Below are 19,281 nucleotides of genomic sequence, written 5' to 3'. Positions count from 1 at the left end.
CGCTGGAGGCGGAGATGGACAAATATCACAAATTCTATGTCGATGGCGCGTGGGTGGAACCGATTGGCAATCAACGGCTCGCAGTTGTGGACCCCGCCACCGAACAGCCTTTCGCCGAGATCGCCATGGGATCGACGGCGGATGCCGAGCGCGCCATTGCCGCCGCCCGCCACGCCTTTACCGCCTTCTCCCTGACGACGCTTCAGGAGCGTCTTGGCCTGCTGGAGCGTATCCTCACCATATTGAAGCGCCGCAACGACGAGATCGGTGATGTAATCTCGCGCGAGATGGGTGCGCCACGCCGGATGGCGCGGGAGGAGCAGGCCGGTATCGGTGTGGCGCATTTCGAGCAGACGATCCGCGCCATGCGCGCATTCGACTTCGAATACATGCAGGGTACGACCCGCATCGTCCACGAGCCGATCGGGGTCGTCGGCATGATCACGCCATGGAACTGGCCGATCAACCAGATCGCCTGCAAGGTGGCCCCGGCGCTCGCCACCGGCTGCACCATGGTGTTGAAACCCTCGGAAATCGCGCCGCTCAATGCCCTGCTTTTCGCCGAAGTCCTGCACGAGGCCGGTGTTCCCAAGGGTGTATTCAACCTTGTCAACGGCGATGGCCCAAGTGTGGGTACGGTGCTGGCAAGCCATCCGGATATCGACATGGTGTCCTTCACCGGGTCGACGCGCGCCGGCATATCGGTGGCGCAGGCCGCAGCCCCCACCGTAAAGCGCGTGCATCAGGAACTGGGCGGAAAATCGCCCAATATCGTGCTTCGAAGCGCTGATCTCGCTGCCGCCGTGCGCAGCGCCGTCAGCAAGTGCTTCGCCAACTCCGGCCAGTCCTGCAATGCGCCGACCCGCCTTCTGGTGCCGGCGGAGCAAATGGACCGGGCGATCGGCATTGCCCGGGCGGCGGCGGAATCGATCCGAGTCGGCACACCCGGCGATCCCGAGACGGACATCGGGCCGGTGGCCAGCAAAATGCAGTTCGACAAGATCCAGAGCCTCATCCGCATTGGAATGGAAGAGGGGGCCGAACTGGTTGCCGGCGGACCTGACCGGCCGGCGCATCTCAACACCGGCTATTATGTGCGGCCGACGGTGTTTGCACGGGTTACGAATGACATGACGATAGCCCGTGAAGAGATTTTCGGGCCGGTTCTCGCCATTCTCGGTTATGGCGGCGAGGCCGAGGCGGCGGATATCGCCAATGATACGCCCTACGGGCTGGCGTCCTACGTCCAGGGCGCACCCGAGGAGGCGCGTGTCTTCGCAAGGCGGTTGAGAGCCGGTATCGTCAGGCTTAACAATTCCGCCTGGGACGGTGCTGCGCCGTTCGGTGGCTACAAGCAGTCGGGCAACGGCCGGGAATATGGCAAATTCGGCCTGCACGAGTTCACCGAGATCAAGGGCATCGTCGGTTTCGGCGACTGACCATGTTTGTCTAAGGCGATCGTCGCCCTTGCCCTCCCTTGCCATCCACTACCTTCCGTTGTGAACCGTTGGCGGCATCGAACCCGCCCACACTCCCCGGGGCTGCCTGGAGCTTAAGGGGATGATTTTGCTTGTATTTATCGTTTTCCGCCGGCTGAGCGCTGAGGCGTCATGATCACCCGGGGCGCTCACTCTTGACATCCTCGCGCAAATCCCGTTTATACGTATAAGCAGCTAATACGCATTAGCAGCATGGGCGCGGGAGGAGGTTCATATGGTCAGGCGACTGACGCAACGGGACATCGCGGTCTTCGCGGGGGTCAGTCAGGCGACGGTTTCGCTCGTGCTCAACGAGGCGAAGTCGGCAGAAGGCCGTATTCCGCCCGAAACGCGAGAGCGCGTGCTGAAGGCCATCCGCGATACCGGTTATGTGGCGGATCCCATAGCGCGCAGCATGGTCAAGGGCGCCAACCGAATCCTGGGCGTCTTCACCTATCAGCCGGCTTTTCCAATCGCGCAGGCGGATTTCTATACGCCATTTCTGATGGGAATAGAGGAGGCGGCCGAGACGCTGGGTTACGACCTTCTGCTGATGACGGCTGCAACGCGTGACGGTGACGGGCGCAAGCGAATTTTTGGCGAAACGGGCCGGCTTCGACTTGCGGATGGATGCCTGATTCTGGGCAGCCAGTTCGATCGCGACGAATTGGCGCAACTGGTCGCCGGTGATTATCCCTATGTGGCGGTGGGCCGCCGTGACGATGCCGGCGGGGCGGTGCGCTACGTCGGGGCGGATTACGTCACGGCCACGCATGCCCTTGTGCGGCAGGCGCTCACGGTCGGACATCGCCGCTTCGCCTTTATCGGCGCGACGGGTCCGGCGGAATCCATCAGCGACCGCTGGCGGGGTTTCATGGCTGCAATCGAGGGTGCGGCCGAGTTGGTCTATTCCCATGAAAGCGAAAATGGCGATCCGGCCGAGCAGCTTGCCGCCGTTGGCGCCAGCGGCGCGAGTGTCGTTTTTTTTGCCGAGGTGGCCGAAGCGGTCGCCTTCGACAATTACGCCCGCACGCAGGGAGTAAGCGTTCCCGGCGATCTTTCCATCATCGTGCTGGGCAGCGGCACACGGACACATACGCTTCGGCTGCAACGCGTCTTCACCTCCTATGCCATTCCCCGCGAGGAGATGGGCAGGCAGGCGACATCCATGCTGGTCGAAACTCTCATCAATCCCCCCGGTCCCGTGCAGCAGATACTGCTCCCCTGCGAAATAGTGGCGGGCGAAACGCTTGCTTCCCCAACCCAAGGAAAGAGAAACTGACGTGAGAGAATACAATGCAGATATTCTTGTGGTCGGCGGCGGACTTGGCGGCGTGGCAGCGGCGCTCGGGGCCTTGCGCAACGGCCGCAGCGTTGTCCTGACCGAGGCGTTCGAATGGATCGGCGGCCAGTTGACCAGCCAGGCCGTGCCGCCCGATGAGCACAGCTGGGTCGAGCAGTTCGGGATCACCGCCAGCTATCGTGCCCTGCGCACGGGTGTGCGGCAATATTACCGCGACCACTATCCGCTGACGGACGCCGCCAGGGCGGACCCGACACTCAATCCCGGTGACGGCAACGTATCTCGCCTGTGCCATGAACCGCGCGTTTCGCTGGCGGTGATGGAGGCGATGCTTGCCCCTTACGCAGCCGGCGGCAAACTGACCATCCTCAAGCCCTATGAGCCGGTCGCGGCCGACATCGACGGCGACACGGTGCGGGCCGTAACGCTGCGGCATTGCAACACGGGCGATGTCATCTCCTGCTCGGCCCGCTACATCATCGACGCCACCGAATTGGGCGATCTGTTGCCGCTGACCGCGACCGACTACGTCACGGGTTTCGAAGCTCAGTCCGAAACCGGCGAGCCGAGCGCGCCGGCGCAGGCGCAACCGCACAACCAGCAGGCCGTTTCGATCTGTTTCGCCGTCGATCAGGTGGACGGCAATCATGTCATCGACAAGCCCGCGCGGTACGACCATTGGCGTCAGGTTGCCCCCGAATTCTGGGGCGGTCCGTTGCTGAGCTGGGACTCGCCCAATCCGCGGACATTGGAGCGCAGCCGCCGGTTCTTCGATCCCAACCCGGTCGACAATGCGACACGCGATGTTGCCGACCAGCGCCATAGTGCGGGCGATATGAGTCTCTGGATATTCCGACGTATCGCCGCCCGCCACACGTTTCGGCCCGGCGCCTATGCCAGCGACATCTGCCTCGTGAACTGGCCGATGATCGATTATTTCGAGGCGCCGATCATCGACGTTACCCCCGAACAATATGCCGAGCGGCTGGCCGATGCGGCGAGCCTGTCCTATTCCATGTTCTACTGGATGCAGACCGAGGCGCCCCGCCCGGATGGCGGCCAGGGTTTTCCGGGCCTGCGCCTGCGCGGCGACATTACCGGCACCGAGCATGGCCTGGCGATGGCGCCCTATATTCGCGAAAGTCGCCGCATTCGTGCCTTGACCACGGTGGTGGAGCAGGATTTGTCGCTTGCGGTGCGCGGCGATCGCGGCGCGGTGCACTACCCGGACAGCATCGGTGTCGGCATGTATCGCATCGACCTTCACCCCTCGACCGGCGGCGATAACTATATCGATGTCGGCGCCTGCCCTTTCGAAATTCCGCTGGGTGCTCTTATTCCCCGCCATAAGACAAACCTGCTGGCCGCGGCCAAGAATATCGGCACCACGCATATCACCAATGGCTGCTACAGGCTGCATCCGGTCGAATGGAACATCGGCGAAGTGGCCGGCATGCTGGCCGCCTATTGCCTCGACAAGGGCGAGACCCCGCATGGCGTGCACGCCGATGAAAAGCGTCTGGCGGAGTTCCACACCCATATCGAACGCCAAGGGGTGGAGCGCCATTGGCCTGACATTCGCGGCTACTAGCCAATACGTATAATCTGGGAGGATTATTCATGCGCAGGACTATAGTCAAAATTGCACTGACCGGTTTTCTGGCCACATCCGGGCTGGTTTCGCCCGCTTTGTCGCAGGAATTGCGGATGGCCATCTGGAGCGCCAACGAAGCCCATCTGGCCCTGTTCAACGAGATCGCCGATGAATTCGAGGCCAGCCACCCCGGCGTCAAGATCACCTACGATTCGCTTGCCTATGAAGGTTATGTCACCACCTTGACCACCCAGATCGCCGGCGGCAATCCTCCCGATCTGGCCTGGCTGTTCGACACGACCGCGCCCGACTTCATGGCGGCCGGAGCGCTTTATCCCCTTACCGAAACCTTTGCCAATACCGAAGGTTACGACATGGGCGACTTCCCGCCGGCAACGCTGACCGCCTGGTCGTATGACGGGGTACAATATCTTTATCCCTTCTCGACATCCCCCTTCGGCGTTTTCGTCAACAACGACATGATCCGGGCGGCAGGCGCAAAGACGCCCGCCGAGATGATCGCTGCTGGCGAATGGAACTGGGACAATGCCATTGCGACGGCCGCGAAAGTCGCGGCCACCGGCAAGCAGGGATTGATCATTCGTGATTTTGAATACAAGGCGTGGGAGAACCTTGCCGAAGTCTATACCGGCTGGAATGCCTATCCCTGGTCGAAAGATACCAAGTCCTGTGCTTTTGCCAGCCCGGAGATGGTTGATGCCATGCGCTTCATCCACGACGCGATCTTCGTGAAAAAAGCCATGCCGGGGCCGGGTGTTTCGGCCGATTTCTTCGCCGGAGATGCGGCGATGACAACCACCCAGATCAGCCGCGCAGCGCTGCTGCCGAAAGGCGACAAGGCTTTCGACTGGGATCTTGTGCCGTTGCCCACAGGACCTGCGGGTGACTATGCCGTTACAGGTCGGGCAGGCATCGGCGTCATGGCCAGCGGCAAAAATCCCAAGCTCGCGGCGGAATTCCTGGCGTTTTTCTCCTCCAAGCCGAATGTGGCCAAGCTCGCCCGGTTTTTCCCGCCGGCACGGCAGAGCCTGCTCACTGCCGATGTGCTCGCGGCCGCCAATCCATCGCTGTCGCGTGAGCAGATAGAGGCCGTGGTCATTCGCGGCGTCGCGACCGGTCAGTCGACGCAGCAGGTCCGCAATTTCGCCCGGCTGCAACAGACCGTTCGCGCCGGTCTCGACGGTCTCTGGCGTCCCGATGCCGACGTCGCGGGTGTCCTGCAAGCGCTTTGTGGCCGTCTCGATCCGTTGCTGGCGGCCAATTGACGCTTCGTCGTCATCCGATTTTCCGTTGATGCGAAAGGCAGAAGGAACAAAGGCCATGGTGCCTGCCCTCCAAACACCGCAAACACAGGTCCGGCGCGGCTTCTGGACCATGGCGCGCCGTGATGCCGCCATCGGATATATGTTCGTCGCGCCGCAACTCGTCGGCATCGTCGTCTTCGTGCTCGTGCCGCTGGTGCTGGTCTTCTGGTATTCGCTGCACGAGTGGAACGTGCTGGCGGGATCGTTCCGGTTCACCGGCGCCGCCAACTACCAGAAGCTGTTCAGCGATCCGGCCATAGGGGAGGTGATGGCGGTGACTGCCGTGTTCTCCGCCGGGCTTGCACTCCTCAACATGAGCCTGGCGCTGGGGCTGGCATTGCTGCTGAACCAGAAGCTGGCCTTCATGACCGTGTTTCGCACGCTGTTCTTTTCCCCTGTGGTGGTGTCGCTGGTCGCCTGGACAATCGTCTGGAGCTTTCTGTTGCAGAACAATGGCGGCATCAACGGCCTCCTGCAGATGATCGGCGTCGAAGGCCCTAACTGGCTGCGCCATCCCACGACGGCAATGATCTCGGTCATCGTCGTGCAGGCGCTCAAGAACCTCGGTCTCAACATGATCCTGTTTCTTGCCGCACTTCAGGGTGTGCCGCGGGAATTGTTCGAAGCCGCGCGCGTCGACGGCGTGCCGCGCTTCAAGCAGTTCTATCGCATCACCCTGCCGATGATCAGCCCGACGATCCTGCTCGCTTCCATCGTCACCATCGTCGGGGCGCTGCAGGTCTTTGCGCAGATCATGATCCTGACCCAGGGCGGGCCGGGTTTCTCCACGACGGTTCTTGTTTACTACCTCTATCAGCAGGCCTTCCAGTTCTACCTCTTCGGTTATGGCTCGACGCTCTCCATCGTTTTGCTGGTCATTGTCGGCGTGCTCACCTTCATCCAATGGCACCTGCGCAGAAAGTTCGTATTCTATGAAAACTGAACTCAGCCCACGCGCGCAGGCGCTGATTTATTTCCTACTCTGCGTGCTGCTCATCCCCTTCGTCTTTCCGACCTGGTGGATGGTCACGTCGTCGGTCAAACCGGTCAGCCAGATATTTGCCTTTCCGCCGGACATCTGGCCGCGCGCCTTTGATTTCTCATCCTATTCCGACGTCTTCAGAATACAGCCCTTTGCGCTGCAATACTGGAACTCCGCCTATATCGCCGCCATCGTCACCATCGGCACCATGGCCGTGGCATCGATGGCCGGATATGCCTTCGCACGCATCAGGTTCCCTTTCGCCAACGCCATCTTCATGGTGGTGCTGGTGGGGTTGCTGATCCCGTCCGAAGTGACGCTGGTTCCGCTGTTCCGGATGTTTCTCAAATGGGGCATGATCAACACACACTGGCCGCTGATCCTGGTGCCGATCTTCGGCGCGCCGGCGGTCTTCGCCACCTTCATCATGCGCCAGTTTTTCATCTCCCTGCCGGTGGAGCTGGAAGAGGCCGCACGGGTGGATGGCCTCGGCCGGTTCAAGATATTCTGGACCATCGCCCTGCCGCTCTCCCGCCCGGCACTGGCTGCCGTTGCGATCTTCACCTTTCTCGGCAGCTGGAACCTCTATCTCGAACCCATCGTCTTTCTCTCCAGTCCCGACAAATTCACCCTGCCTCAGGCATTGACTCAATTTACCGACGCCTATGGCGGACCGATGTGGAACATCCAGCTTGCCGCGGCAACGATGACCGCCATCCCCGTTCTCGTCGTCTTCATCGTTGCGCAGAAACAATTTGTCGAAGGCCTCGCCCATACCGGGCTCAAAGGCTAATCGAAAGGCTATCCATGGCACCCGTTACCCTTAAATCCATCAAGAAAAGCTATGGCGAACTCGCCACCATCCATGGCGTCGATATCGATATCGCCGATGGCGAATTTGTCGTGCTGGTCGGCCCTTCGGGCTGCGGCAAATCCACCCTGCTGCGGATGATCGCAGGCCTGGAGACCGTGACCAGCGGCGATATCTCGATCAGCGGCCGTGTCGTCAACGAAATCGAACCCAAAGACCGGGACATCGCCATGGTCTTTCAAAACTACGCGCTTTATCCGCATATGACCGTCGCCCGAAACATGGCCTTCTCGCTTGAGCATCGTGGTGGCAGCAAAGCCGAGGTTGCCGAGCGGGTGAAATGGGCAGCGGAGATATTGGGGCTGACGCCATTGCTTGAACGATTCCCCCGCCAGCTTTCCGGCGGTCAGCGGCAGCGTGTCGCCATGGGCCGCGCGATCGTCCGCAATCCGCAGGTTTTTCTGTTCGACGAACCGCTCAGCAATCTCGATGCCAAGCTGCGGGTGGTGATGCGGGGCGAAATCAAGGGTTTGCACCAGCGTCTGGGCGTCACGACCATCTACGTCACCCATGATCAGGTCGAGGCCATGACCATGGCCGACAAGATCGTGGTGATGAATGCCGGCCGGGTCGAGCAATGCGGAGCGCCGCTAGACCTTTATGACCGGCCGGCCAATCCATTCGTTGCCGGCTTCATCGGTTCGCCGGCGATGAATTTCATCAGGGGACGACTGACCGCCGACGGCTTCGAGGCTGACGGCGTCGTCTTGCCCCTCCCGTCCTGCCCCGCTGCGGGCGAAGCAATATACGGCATCCGCCCGGAACATTTCGAACTGGTCGACCATGGCCTCAGCGCGACCGTTTTGCTGGTGGAGCCAATGGGGTCGGAAACGCAGGTCACGATGATGCTCGGCGATCATCAGGTCATCGGTGTTTTCCGCGAGCGCGTACAGGCGCAGCCGGGCGCGACGATCAAGGTTCAACCCGATCTGGCGTCGATCCATTTGTTCGATGCCAGAACCAATCAACGCCTCAACTAGGATCGATGAAACCGGAACGCGAGACAGCCGAATACGGATGCAGAACAGCAAAAACGCCACCGCCAGACAGGAAATTCGCGGCATGCCCGTCCAGGCCGAGTGTCCTGTCGCAAGGAGATGTCGACGATGCGGGTGACGTCACCGATGATGCTATATTCGGCTAAGCCATTGCGATAACTTGTGAACGGACCCCAACTGGAAAGGCTCGCCATGACTTACATTTCCACCACGATGCGCGGCCAGCTGTCCGGCCCGCACGCGATTTATCATTCTGTCGTCAAGCTCACCCTCCTGAGCGTCCTTCTGCTGGGAACGTCCGCGGTCGCCCTTTATTTCGCCTATCGGATTTTCAGCAAGGCGCCGGTCGACAGGCCGGTGTGGCTGCTTCTCATCGTGGCGGGAGCCGGCTTGCTGTTCTTCTGCCTGCGTGCGCTGCCGAAATGGCTCACGCTTGGTGCGCCCGTTCTGATCATTTCACAAGAGGGGCTGACGTTTCGCGGTAAACCGCTGATGCGCTGGCAGGACATCATCGAAAACGAATGGGTGAGCCTTGGCGGCTTCGGCATCACCACCGGGGCAGCGCTGCATGTCCAAACCCTGGACAGGAAGATCAAGCGTGAGGCGATCACCTTCAATTGCTCCGCAAGGGAATATATGCGCCTTTGCGAGCTTTATGAGCACAGCAGCGGACAACACGCCGATGATGCCCCGGCCGCTCATGCCAGTGTTCCGCAGTCATGACATCTATCCTCGGTGAACGTTCCATCGGCATAAAGAGAGGCTACGACGTCGCTGACCTCGACGCTATTGACGAGATGCGTGTGGCTCGCCGGTTTCCAGTCGGCGCTTTCTTGTGGAGCGTCGGTGGCCTTCTGGTCGCCGGCTTTTTGGCGGCGGTTGTCGTGAACGCCAAACTGAATTCTCCGTCTCGCAACTTCCCGAACATGGGATATGCCTATTTCTTCGCCTTCGCAGCCCTAGCCGGCACCGTCTATTATCTGCCGACAGTCCTGGCTTTTCTTTTGGCGCCGCGCCCCTTCGTCATTGGCCGCGATGGTTTCCATTACGGCCGTCGGCAGCTGAGGTTCGAGCAGATTCGCGGCCTGCAGAACGATGTCGGCAGATCCTCGACCCGCCTGTTGCTGGATAAAGGCCCCTCGATCAGGCTCCGATGGCCGATCTGGCGTGACAGCGGATTATTTGTGAACCTGCTCGAACATCGCTGCCAGCCGCATCTGTTATCGGCAGCAATCGCGCAGCTGCAGGCGGGCAAACGTGTCTGGTTCGGCTCAAAGCTGGCGCTCGACCGAAAGACCGTGCAGATCAAGGGCAAGGTTCTACCCTTGGAGGCGGTCACGGATTTTCATTTTACCAGTCAATCCGAACGCGGTGACGAGACCTCGATGCTGAGGCTGCGAACCCTTAAGAGGGAATATCTGCTGGACGAGCGGCATATTACCAACGCCAAGGTGTTTGTGGGCGCATTCAAGCATCTCTCGGAATTACGAGATGATGATGGCATATCGCACGGGTGTCCGGGTGAAAATCGGCCAAGAACGGGCATACGCAACGCCATTGACAACATAACGGGCCGTTCGCCATGACGCGCCATCGCAAACCGGGTCTGAAGACGCACCGCTCCGACACGCCCTCTCTCGGCATATTTTCACCATCCGAAATTGCATCGGACCCTTCATGGGTTCCGGATATGGTTGCTTTGGGCGAGCCGGCGATGACCGCAGAAACCTATATTGCCGCCTATCTTTCTGACGTCGACGCCTGGTGGTGGTCGACGAACCTGCATCACGAGCCAAGAGGTCTGGCGTTAAAACGCACCATCGCCATTATCGCGATGGCAAGGATGCCCGATCACGAAAAAGCGCTCGGCCAATTGGGTGTCGATCCCCTGGAAAATATGATGTCTGATGAACTGCTCGATCTTTTGAGAGCCTGGATGCCGTTCACTCCCGCGATGTGTTACGCCCTTGGCTGCATAAGGATGGAATTCGAGCCGCCCGGATTGCAACGCCGCCTGAGTGCAATGATCGCCGAATCGCAGCGCAAGACAGAATTCAATGATTAAAAATCACCGCTTATGGGCGCTGTGTGGCGTTGAACTTGGGATAGACAGTATGAAATCGACGTGTCAGGTGTTGGAAAACCATAATCGGAGGGACACGCAAATTCGCACGAATGTGACGCGCCGCAATATCGGTCCGATCCCTTCCTTCTTGCTCGCTGCCGGGCTGATATTCCAGGCAACGATGGCAGTCAGCCGAGCCGAAGCGGCGGAGAGCGTGACCGTTCCGCCTTATGAGCCTGCCGTTGGGGCTGAGCTTCATTATCGTGTGCAAAAGACGACCGAGAGCGACATGTCGCTTTGGTTCGACAGGCCGGAAGCATCGTCCGCCGTCATGCGGGGCGATTTCCGCCAATCGGCAACGGTCCTGTCGCGGGACGAAGAGGGCATGCGGATGAAATGGAGGCTTTCAGCCGACGTTCCACCGGATGCGACCGGCGCTGCGGATTCCTATGCGATGAACGCCATGTTTCGCAATTCGCTCGCCGCCTATGGTGTTGCGGAGCTGGAATTCGATGCTGATCCGAGCGGGGCTCCGACGGCGCTTGTCGGCGCCGATCGGATCATTGCCAATATGGAAATGCTTCTGTCCGCATCCGCGTCAGATAACACGGCCGCTCGCATGCTCCAGACCGTTAAAGGCAATCCTCTTGTCGTTATCGACGTGCTTGCGCCGGAAAGCATGATCCTTGCGCTTGGGCAATCTTCCGAAGCTTTCACGACAGATATAGGGCAGGAATGGACGGTTGCGGGAAATGAAGAGCTGAAGGGAACGCTCGTTCCGACAAGCACCGTCTGGAAACTCGAAGCCGCCGACAAGGCCCGGCAAACAGCCACGTTCAGCGCGACGGTAACTTACGATCCGGCTGCCCTGCTGCAATCCCAACAATCCTCCATCGACAGCATGATCGCAAGCTTCTCGGACCGGGCAAAGCAACTGACCGACGCGCAGCTGGCGCAGGTCAGAAGCGCCGGCAAGTCGCGGACCGTGACCTATGTGAATTCAACACGCGACGGTTCGACAATCGAAGTGCTGGAAAACACGGTCGCAAGTGTTGGCGGCATGAAGGTCACGGTGGCGACGCATATCTGGCGAGAGGATCAGCCACCGGTCCTGCCTGCACCGCATGCATGGACTGCCGAGACCCTGTCCAGCCAGCGCGTGGAGCCGTTACCCGAAAACAATACGCAAGCTTCGATCGATCTGGATCAGTACCGGGCAAAGGCCGATGCCGATACCGTTTCCTCTCCCAGCCAGAATGATGGCGGCAAAACCGCTGCCGACGGTGTCGGGGACATTGCACCGATTTCGCTCAAGGTCGCAAAGGTGAAAACCTTGGTCGACCCCTCTGCCGGGCCTGCGGTGGAAATTGTGCTGACCCCGGAAAGCGCCAAGTCCTTCGAGGATTTCACACGCGCAGCTCTCGGGCAAAAGACCCAGTTGCTGGTCGATGGAGACGTGGTCTTCGAGCCGGTGGTGAGAGAGCCCATTGTGGACGGCAACGTCACCATCAATGGTCTTGATTCAGCGCAGGCTCTGGCCATCGATCAGAAATTGTCGTCTTCCGAGGCCACGATCATCGTGCGGTTGGTGCCGTAATCGTGCAAAGAGGATTTCGTCTGGCATGCGGGCACACCTTGTGCTCTCTGGTACCGGACAGACCGGGAGTTTTCCTATTGCAGGCTGACGGTCCGTACCGCGCTCCAGGCAGCAATGCGGGAGCAACATCAAGAGCGCCAGGCGGCGGTGCAGCCGGAACCCTCGATGCCGGATGCACGATCAAAATCCGGGCTGGTCGTTTTTGAGGAAATCCGCTAATCCGTTGACGATGATCGACGCTGCTCAACTCGAGGCTATCGGCCTTACGCCTGAACAAGCGCGGCGTGCTGCTCAGGCCGTCGAAGCGGGAAACCTGCGCGACTTTGTCCACGAATTGCTGCTGCACGGCATGTGGAACGACGTGGTGGACGAGACATCGCCACAGCCAGTCTGGATCGACCGATGGCGCGATCTTGCCGCGACCGGATTTCCGATCATAAACGCCGCCGCGCTCGATCGTTTGACGGCTGCCGGTGTCGACGCTCAGGACCTGACCGACGTTGTCCGCTCCGCGCAGATTCTCACGATCTACAATATGGCGCAGTTGCTCGACTATCCCGCACTGGGACTGGGGTGGGACCTGCCCGAGGCGGCCACGCCGCACCTTGCCTGTGCAAGCGAAGCGGCAGGGGCTGGTGATGCACGGCGACTGCTCCCAGTTCACCCGGAACTGCTTGCGCGCGATCCAAGTGGACGTTTCGGCGAACCCCGTCCGCTGGCTCTTCGCCAATGGCAGTCGCTTCCTGAAGACGACCGGCAGGAAATTCGGACGCTCGTCCGCAACGGCCAGCGTTCCAAGGCCGCGGCGCTTTGGAAGCAAAAGATCGGCGGTGACCTGCGCGCCTGCCTCGATGCAATCGAAGCCCTGCGGGTACTATGGCGAGGGGCTGGGGAGGAAACAACGTGACGATCAAGTTGGATCAAGGCTAGTCGGCGCCATTAACGGCGCGGAGCGATTTTGACATTACCGCCCCCGTCTTTGCACTGTCCGCGGCGGGAGGCAATCGTGCTCGAAGGCTCTCTCATTTGGACGCCTGTCCGAGACATGGTGAGAGCGCCATCGCCCAAACGGTGCAAACCCGAAAATTGCAAGCGCAATTGGAGACGCATTTTAAATGTCGAAATTTCCCGCCACGGCGATCAAGACGACGGAAGCATCTTATTCCACTCAAGGCGGCCCGTCCGGGCTGTCCTCGATTTCCGTCGGTCTGGCAACATTCGAGTTTGATGCCGAGATACATGATACCGCATTGCGATGTGACCAGATCGATCTCGATCTGACTGATCTTTCCGCTTTGTCCGGCAAAAGCTTCACATTCCCTGTCAACCCTGAACCTGGCTACATCGACGGCAGCATCTATCTGTTCGGTGTGCATGTCTTCTTCCTCACGCAACGCCTGTCTTTTGGCTCGGCGGGGGATGAAACAATCTCTCTGAGGATTGAAGGCATTCTCGAATTCAGCAGCAGCGGACTTGTTCAATACGAAGACGTGCTGCTTTCTTTCGATACCGTCCTCTTTTTCCCGCTAAGGCATGACCAGCTCGTTTCGATGGCGCAGGCTGCGATCCAGCGAGCAGAAGCGCAGTCGCAACGGGACATCGGCAAGGTCATGGCTCTCCTTGCGAAAAATAGCCGGGCAAAGGATCGACTGGCTGAATTGAATGCGGAGGTGCGCCGCGTGCTTCGTGAACGCGACGCTTCGATTGAGATCGAGCAAGGCCCGTTCTGAGTGCGAAGTGTCTCTGATGCTGAAGAAGACGTTGTGCTGCCCCGCTCATCCGCATCTGCTTCTCTTGGCGGGGTTGGCATCTCGCTTTTCAGATCCCGGAATGTCTCTTTCACATTTCTTTCAAGGCTTGCCGGCGATCGGCTTCACCGCAAGGCCGGCTTGCGCGATCAGACTGTCGGGCGTGCAATGGACGGGAATTTGCCCTGACGGTCCGATAAATTCGACCTCGGGGTCAATATGTAGCCGCGGCGACAGACGCTCAATCAACCGTTTACAGGCGGAAGCACTGTAGTCTTCCTCGCCGGTCAGGCGGCCGATCAAGCGCATGAACCAGCCATCATAGGCCTCTATATAGAGAAACCAGCGGGTCGGGGTCGGGCCATGCGGCGGCGTATCGCAGCAAAGCCAAATCGCCCGCGCATGGGCAAAGACCGGCTGCAAGGCGCCTTGCAGCAATGCGAGTTCCGAAGCCTGCATCCCATGCGCAAACCTGTCGATGGAGAGGGGCTGCGCAGCATCCTCGTTCGCCCACAAATCATCGGCGCTGCGCCTGTGCCGCTCCGCCTCCTGCCTGTCGCCGGACCGTAGATAAAGCTCGCAGAGATGGCGGTGAACCGTATAGGGTGAAGCCGACGGGTCCCGGCCGATGCGCAGCCACAGGGCGATTGCACCAGCCACGTCGCCGCATTTGTCGAGATCGCCGGCCTCGAGTTCAAGAAGCGTCGGATCGTCCGGTGACTGTTGTAATCCCTGTTCGATTGCCTCGTGACGAAGGGAACCGGAGGCATCGAATTTTTCCGCAAGCCGCGCCAGGAGCCACCAGTCCTGCGCGTCGAATGCCTGTTGCCTGCGACGGTGCAGGAGGTTCGAGAACTGGCCGTATTGGCGAAAGCGCCGGTTGCTGGCATCGTCCCAGCTTTGCCGGGCTTTTTCACGCCAGTTGGCGTCAAGCTGCGCCGCAATGCCGGGTGCGTGTTCCCCCAGCCAGGCTGCGGCCGCCGACATGTCGTCAAGACGCCAGGGCAGATGATCGGGAAGCGGACCGGAGGGATCAAAACCGGTCGTTTCGACACGCTCGAACAGTGATGGATGCGTATCCTGGGCGTCCGGCTTTTCGCACAGGCTTTCATGCAGCCAGACGGCGGCTTGCGCGCTGTCGCGCGGGCGGCATGCGGCCGGTTCGGCGAGCAATTGGGTGAAAGGGCTGGCCACGGTAATCTCGTCTTCTCCGGCACGCGAAAATACGTCCGGCCAGAACCCGGTGGCCATCGCTCTTTGCCGCAGCGCCAGCGCGAATTCCGCCTCAAGCGCAATAGCGGCACCGCAGGCTTCGACAGCCTGCGCGTCGGCCAGCCTCTCGCAACGCCGCGAGAATTCCAGCGTTTCGCGTAACAGGCGCGGCACGTACCAGGATAAAAACAAACGCAGCGGTGCTGTAATCAGCCGGTGGTTTCGCTCATGCAGATCGCCGAGCGCCGCCCAGCGCTGTCGCGCCCTATAGGCCCATCGGGCAAAATGGCCGTGTGATCGGGAAATATGCGCATATTCATGGGCAATGACCGCCTCCGCCTGGGCTTGCGTCAGCAGCGCCAGAAGCGGCAGGCCAAGCACCAGAATATGCTGCGGAGAGCCGGACCGGGAGCCATTCTGATAAATGGACGCATTGAGTTCGCGGTTGATATAGACTGCCTCAAAGGCCGGTGCGTCACAGGCCAGCCGCAACCGCTCAAGATCAGCGGCAAGTGCCGGAACATCATCCGGGTTCAGCAACACGGTGTCCGATAGCAGCGGCGGCGGCGGCACCGCGCGGGCGCGCAGCACCATCAATCCATAAAAAAACCACGTCGCGGACGGCAGGGCGAAAATCACGAGAAGGAGCGGCGAGCGGAGAAAAACGCCCAGCAAAAGCGGAGACAGAACGAGGGTGACACCGGATATCAACAGGACGGCATCGCCGAAAGCGAGCCATAACAAGGCTCGCCATCTGCTGTCATGTGGCTGCAGGCGCTTCGTCATTGGCTCTTGGGCGGCAGATGGTCGCTGGAAAGCTTGTTGCCGAAGAAAGCCCGCATCGCCCGTCCGGCCATTTGCCAGCCACTCGAACCATAAACCTGGGTTTCCATCCAATCGAGCGACGAATGCTCGGGGAAAAGTTCCTTGTAGCGATCAAACCATTGCATGGCGACGAATTCGCTCTTCGGAACGCCGTCGCCATATTTATAGGCCAGGACAACCTCGCCATAGGCTTCGCCGGCAAGATGATCGTCGTCGTGGCCGATAAGGGACTTCATGTTGGCGACAGCCTGCTGCTTTTCCTCCGCAGTCCCATGCCGCCGGTCAATGCTTGCCACCTTGATCACGGACAGCGCTACGCCGCCATGCATCGCCCCAACATAAAGATTACGGACCCGCTCGAAGTTTTCGCGGATTGTCAGGTCGGTTTTATGAATATTTTCCAGGCTCCAGGCGTAGTTGTAAAACGCAATCGGGTCCCCTTCCTCGACCGCTCGCTCAAGCCAGTGATCCATTTGTTCATCGTCAAGAAGGTGCGGTTTGGTATCGTCACGGAAGCCCCTGACGATATCATACATGCTGGCCGCAGCCGCATAGACACGTCTCTCGGCGAAGGCGCGCGTGAGATAGGCTGACTCGTCCTGGAAGCCGCCGTCCCATATCATCCGGCAGGCATGCATCGGCGTGAACTCGTCCGGTTCATAAAGCGGCGCAAGCTCCGCCGCCCGGTCGATCAACCGTGTGGCGATGATGGGGTCCGCCTCTATGCCCCACATGCCGAACTGCCAGGCGAAGGCTGCCATGGTCAGCATCGTCGGCTCATCGAAACGGCGTATGGCGGTTTGCAGAACGCGCGCATAGGCGCCCTCCACATCCTCGAAATGCTGGATCAGCATCAGGTTGGTAAAGTCGCGGAACGGGCCATCCACCCCGGGATAGGTCGCCGGCTCCTTGCAATAGCGCATGGATTCGACATGGCGTTGATGTGCCAGCGCCGTGTCCTGCAACGAATAGTGGCTGAAATTGGCGTATTTGCTGAGAGCAATGAACCTTATCCTGTCGGGAAGGTCTCGCGACAGCCATTGATCGAACCTCTTTTGCCGCGCGGCAACGGCCCGCATGTCGCCGGGCTCGGGATAGTCGGGGATCGTCAGCGTATCGTGAATACCCGGCCAGCGAACGGCGTTGCGCTCCCTTTCGCTCAGTTGCGAACATAGCGGGCCGGACGCGAATTTTTCGACTTCACTTTCCGAGCCGCCCCATCGCTCGCTCAGATATTGCGCATAGTCTGCCAGCACATCCACCCAGCGGGGCCTGATCGACAGGCAATAACGCAGCCAGTAATAGCCGGGATTTTGAACGTCTCCCTCCTGCACGGCCGGTGCGGAAGGGGGCAGCGCGGCCTTGACGATGCCGGGCGGCTTCAATCCGTGCCTTGCAAGCTGGGCGCAAGCGGCCTGGTAAAGGTCGGGCTCGAATTCATCGGGCTGCATGGTGTTTTCAACCGGCCCACCGTCAAACAGCGCATCGACGAAATCCGGCTGGCCGAGATATTGGCAGATCTGCACCATGATTTCGCAGGCGAGCGCCGGCCTTTGCGACAGCGCCATGGCCTTCAGCAGATGTTCGGCGGCGTTGACGCAGGCCATATGGGCGGCGACCCACTGATCCTCCCCCACTTCGGACGCCCACGACGCCGTGCGAATATCGCAGGCCCGGCGAAAATAATAATGACCGAGAACCAGCTGCGCATGGTAAGAGGCCGGCTTGGACCGAACCCAGTCATTCAACAGCTCAAGCCTCAGAGAGGCATCGACAGTGGCGTTGTCGAGAAGGGCGGAACTGGTGGCCAAAAATACGTAACGGTCATCCGGAGCGGCGGCCGGTTGCCACCATGCCCGCTCCAATTCCGCCAAAAGCTGCTCGATCTCGTCGAAACGCCGTTCAAGCATCGCCTGTCGCAGATCTTCCTGCTGGCGTAGACGGATCCACAATGGCCCATCCAGCGACAGGGGAGGCGAGCTTTTGGCGATCTGCATGGTCGTTTCCTTAAAACGGTTTAAGTAAAGTCGATTTTCAGGTAATTCGTTTCATGGCGTGGTTGCAAGGGTTTTGCAACTGTTTGAAATAACCGACAAAATAGCGGCTCTTATTCGTCGTCGAGCTGCGATTGCCAAGGAAAGCACCAAAGATGCAGCCCCTTGCCCAGACTGATGGAATGCGGCTGATGTTTGAAGCCGCAATCAGAAGCCGTGACGACCTTTTTCTTGCGGCTTCCAATCAGTATGAGCGTTTTGACGGCTTCGCCCGTATGTGCCTGTTTCGCGCCGAAAAGAGCCCGTCCTGGCGCTATTTTGATCTGCCGGTCACGATTTCGGATGCGACTCTGTTCGTGTCGGAGGCAGACCCGGCGGCAGGGACCGCATCGACAGGCTATTTTTTTCTGATCGAGGACGGGGATGTTTTCCATCCGCCGATCGGGTGAAAGCTGTGCGTGATCGGCGCGGTGCGGACAATATCGTGGTGCAGAAGGCGGTGAAGCCTGATCAGTGGTTCTCCGCCATGGCCTCATTTGCGGCTTGGCGTTGGCGAAAAGATCAGGTCCTGGCAGTCACAGGCTCTGGATTGGATTGAATATGCTGGACATCTATTATGCAGATCCCCTTACCGTAATCCTGCCCCGGAACCCCGAGCGCCTGGAATTCGCGGCCTCGATCGACCTCGATACGCACCAATCGCTCGCTGTCCTGTTTGACAAGGGCCGGCGGGCCGGCGCCGGTCTCGCGTATTTCGAGGACTCGTTGCTAAAGCCCACACAGATATTGATATTGCTGGAGGTTTTCGCGGCAAATACACGCGAATTGGCAGGGAACCGGCAGGCGCTCGCTGCAGTCGACATGATGCGCGAAATTTTTGAAAGAGCCGTGAGCCGGGGTGTGGGCCTGGTCGCCTTTGCTGATTGAGCTCCAGCGGCGGCCGCTCTGGAATCCGGTGCGGGCTTGCCGATGAGCCAGATATATGTCTGGCTCTGCTGGAGGCAAAGAATGTTCACCCATGATCATGTCGGCCTCGTGCGCCGCGGATATCATGACCGCATTGCCGCTGTTCAACTGCAATCGCGTTGGTTGCCTTTGGCGGTGTCGGCTCGGCCTCTAAAGGCGGCCCCATCTATGCCGTGACGCTGCAGCCTGGCGTAGAGGCTTCGCCGCGGCAGATCGAGAGCTTCCGCGGCGTCTCCCACATCGCCCCGCGCGCGACGTAGCGCCGCCTCGATGACACCGATTTCGAAGCGATCCATCTGCTCCGAAAGGGAGGGCTGCTGGTG

18 protein-coding genes are annotated in these 19,281 nt (G+C 60.0%); 15 read left to right on the top strand and 3 right to left on the bottom strand.

Features of this window, described 5'->3' with window-relative positions; translation table 11 throughout:
* Positions 1 to 14 precede the first annotated feature (14 nt).
* The 13 genes from ACI2KA_RS25355 to ACI2KA_RS25295 all read left to right on the top strand — a co-directional run bounded on the left by ACI2KA_RS25355 (position 15) and on the right by ACI2KA_RS25295 (position 13,943).
* Entirely contained in the window at positions 15 to 1,439 is a 1,425-nt protein-coding gene (locus ACI2KA_RS25355) for an aldehyde dehydrogenase family protein (RefSeq protein WP_404505210.1), read from the top strand.
* A gap of 274 nt (positions 1,440 to 1,713) precedes the next feature.
* Positions 1,714 to 2,760, top strand: a complete 1,047-nt coding sequence (locus ACI2KA_RS25350) for a LacI family DNA-binding transcriptional regulator (protein ID WP_404505209.1) — start codon at positions 1,714 to 1,716, stop codon at positions 2,758 to 2,760.
* A gap of 1 nt (position 2,761) precedes the next feature.
* Entirely contained in the window at positions 2,762 to 4,372 is a 1,611-nt protein-coding gene (locus tag ACI2KA_RS25345; protein ID WP_404505208.1) for an FAD-dependent oxidoreductase, read from the top strand.
* A gap of 29 nt (positions 4,373 to 4,401) precedes the next feature.
* Complete coding sequence (locus ACI2KA_RS25340) at positions 4,402 to 5,661, top strand: ABC transporter substrate-binding protein (RefSeq protein ID WP_404505207.1); 1,260 nt, start codon at positions 4,402 to 4,404, stop codon at positions 5,659 to 5,661.
* A gap of 55 nt (positions 5,662 to 5,716) precedes the next feature.
* Positions 5,717 to 6,643 carry a carbohydrate ABC transporter permease gene (locus tag ACI2KA_RS25335; RefSeq protein WP_404505206.1) on the top strand — a complete coding sequence of 309 codons (927 nt, stop codon included), beginning with the start codon at positions 5,717 to 5,719 and terminating at the stop codon, positions 6,641 to 6,643.
* Positions 6,633 to 7,475, top strand: a complete 843-nt coding sequence (locus ACI2KA_RS25330; protein ID WP_404505205.1) for a carbohydrate ABC transporter permease — start codon at positions 6,633 to 6,635, stop codon at positions 7,473 to 7,475. Before ACI2KA_RS25335 ends, ACI2KA_RS25330 begins: the two co-directional genes overlap by 11 nt.
* Positions 7,476 to 7,489: 14 nt before the next feature.
* Positions 7,490 to 8,533 (top strand): ABC transporter ATP-binding protein, encoded by a 1,044-nt coding sequence (locus tag ACI2KA_RS25325; RefSeq protein WP_404505204.1) that lies wholly within the window; start codon positions 7,490 to 7,492, stop codon positions 8,531 to 8,533.
* A gap of 210 nt (positions 8,534 to 8,743) precedes the next feature.
* Complete coding sequence (locus ACI2KA_RS25320; RefSeq protein ID WP_404505203.1) at positions 8,744 to 9,274, top strand: hypothetical protein; 531 nt, start codon at positions 8,744 to 8,746, stop codon at positions 9,272 to 9,274.
* On the top strand, positions 9,271 to 10,137 hold the full coding sequence (locus ACI2KA_RS25315) for a hypothetical protein (protein WP_404505202.1): 867 nt from the start codon (positions 9,271 to 9,273) through the stop codon (positions 10,135 to 10,137). Before ACI2KA_RS25320 ends, ACI2KA_RS25315 begins: the two co-directional genes overlap by 4 nt.
* Positions 10,134 to 10,616: a hypothetical protein gene (locus ACI2KA_RS25310; RefSeq protein ID WP_404505201.1), complete on the top strand. Its 483-nt coding sequence runs from the start codon at positions 10,134 to 10,136 to the stop codon at positions 10,614 to 10,616. The genes ACI2KA_RS25315 and ACI2KA_RS25310 overlap by 4 nt, the downstream gene beginning before the upstream one ends.
* 181 nt (positions 10,617 to 10,797) lie before the next feature.
* A complete protein-coding gene (locus ACI2KA_RS25305; RefSeq protein ID WP_404505200.1) occupies positions 10,798 to 12,213 on the top strand; it encodes a SecDF P1 head subdomain-containing protein in 1,416 nt (471 codons plus the stop codon).
* A 223-nt stretch (positions 12,214 to 12,436) separates the two neighbouring features.
* Positions 12,437 to 13,120: a hypothetical protein gene (locus ACI2KA_RS25300; RefSeq protein WP_404505199.1), complete on the top strand. Its 684-nt coding sequence runs from the start codon at positions 12,437 to 12,439 to the stop codon at positions 13,118 to 13,120.
* 208 nt (positions 13,121 to 13,328) lie between these two features.
* On the top strand, positions 13,329 to 13,943 hold the full coding sequence (locus tag ACI2KA_RS25295; protein WP_404505198.1) for a hypothetical protein: 615 nt from the start codon (positions 13,329 to 13,331) through the stop codon (positions 13,941 to 13,943).
* 120 nt (positions 13,944 to 14,063) lie between these two features.
* Here the strand turns inward: ACI2KA_RS25295 and ACI2KA_RS25290 are convergent, their stop codons facing one another.
* Both ACI2KA_RS25290 and ACI2KA_RS25285 read right to left on the bottom strand, forming a co-directional pair.
* A complete protein-coding gene (locus ACI2KA_RS25290) occupies positions 14,064 to 15,959 on the bottom strand; it encodes a M48 family metalloprotease (RefSeq protein ID WP_404505197.1) in 1,896 nt (631 codons plus the stop codon).
* Complete coding sequence (locus ACI2KA_RS25285; RefSeq protein WP_404505196.1) at positions 15,956 to 17,995, bottom strand: DUF4034 domain-containing protein; 2,040 nt, start codon at positions 17,993 to 17,995, stop codon at positions 15,956 to 15,958. Before ACI2KA_RS25285 ends, ACI2KA_RS25290 begins: the two co-directional genes overlap by 4 nt.
* Before the next feature lie 152 nt (positions 17,996 to 18,147).
* On the opposite strand from ACI2KA_RS25285, the gene ACI2KA_RS25280 reads away from it, so the two are divergent.
* Entirely contained in the window at positions 18,148 to 18,441 is a 294-nt protein-coding gene (locus tag ACI2KA_RS25280) for a hypothetical protein (protein WP_404505195.1), read from the top strand.
* Positions 18,442 to 18,592: 151 nt separating this feature from the next.
* A complete protein-coding gene (locus ACI2KA_RS25275) occupies positions 18,593 to 18,919 on the top strand; it encodes a hypothetical protein (protein ID WP_404505194.1) in 327 nt (108 codons plus the stop codon).
* Between the two features lie 143 nt (positions 18,920 to 19,062).
* Here ACI2KA_RS25275 and ACI2KA_RS25270 read toward each other — a convergent pair.
* A partial coding sequence (locus ACI2KA_RS25270; protein WP_404505193.1) for a helix-turn-helix domain-containing protein occupies positions 19,063 to 19,281 on the bottom strand: 219 nt, incomplete at its 5' end.

It is taken from the genome of Agrobacterium sp. NPDC089420 (assembly GCF_044900305.1).
Taxonomy (GTDB): Bacteria; Pseudomonadota; Alphaproteobacteria; order Rhizobiales; family Rhizobiaceae; genus Agrobacterium.
Note: the sequence above shows the minus strand (reverse complement) of the source record. Positions and strands in the feature narration are given on the sequence as shown.

Excerpts from the sequence above, each read along its gene's own strand:
- ACI2KA_RS25320 (WP_404505203.1), top strand. The coding sequence starts at position 8,744 with ATGACTTACATTTCCACCACGATGCGCGGCCAGCTGTCCGGCCCGCAC.
- ACI2KA_RS25290 (WP_404505197.1), bottom strand. The coding sequence starts at position 15,959 with ATGACGAAGCGCCTGCAGCCACATGACAGCAGATGGCGAGCCTTGTTA.
- ACI2KA_RS25350 (WP_404505209.1), top strand. The coding sequence starts at position 1,714 with ATGGTCAGGCGACTGACGCAACGGGACATCGCGGTCTTCGCGGGGGTC.
- ACI2KA_RS25285 (WP_404505196.1), bottom strand. The coding sequence starts at position 17,995 with ATGCAGATCGCCAAAAGCTCGCCTCCCCTGTCGCTGGATGGGCCATTG.
- ACI2KA_RS25305 (WP_404505200.1), top strand. The coding sequence starts at position 10,798 with ATGGCAGTCAGCCGAGCCGAAGCGGCGGAGAGCGTGACCGTTCCGCCT.
- ACI2KA_RS25340 (WP_404505207.1), top strand. The coding sequence starts at position 4,402 with ATGCGCAGGACTATAGTCAAAATTGCACTGACCGGTTTTCTGGCCACA.
- ACI2KA_RS25295 (WP_404505198.1), top strand. The coding sequence starts at position 13,329 with ATGTCGAAATTTCCCGCCACGGCGATCAAGACGACGGAAGCATCTTAT.
- ACI2KA_RS25335 (WP_404505206.1), top strand. The coding sequence starts at position 5,717 with ATGGTGCCTGCCCTCCAAACACCGCAAACACAGGTCCGGCGCGGCTTC.
- ACI2KA_RS25275 (WP_404505194.1), top strand. The coding sequence starts at position 18,593 with ATGCTGGACATCTATTATGCAGATCCCCTTACCGTAATCCTGCCCCGG.
- ACI2KA_RS25315 (WP_404505202.1), top strand. The coding sequence starts at position 9,271 with ATGACATCTATCCTCGGTGAACGTTCCATCGGCATAAAGAGAGGCTAC.
- ACI2KA_RS25310 (WP_404505201.1), top strand. The coding sequence starts at position 10,134 with ATGACGCGCCATCGCAAACCGGGTCTGAAGACGCACCGCTCCGACACG.
- ACI2KA_RS25325 (WP_404505204.1), top strand. The coding sequence starts at position 7,490 with ATGGCACCCGTTACCCTTAAATCCATCAAGAAAAGCTATGGCGAACTC.
- ACI2KA_RS25355 (WP_404505210.1), top strand. The coding sequence starts at position 15 with ATGGACAAATATCACAAATTCTATGTCGATGGCGCGTGGGTGGAACCG.
- ACI2KA_RS25280 (WP_404505195.1), top strand. The coding sequence starts at position 18,148 with ATGCAGCCCCTTGCCCAGACTGATGGAATGCGGCTGATGTTTGAAGCC.
- ACI2KA_RS25330 (WP_404505205.1), top strand. The coding sequence starts at position 6,633 with ATGAAAACTGAACTCAGCCCACGCGCGCAGGCGCTGATTTATTTCCTA.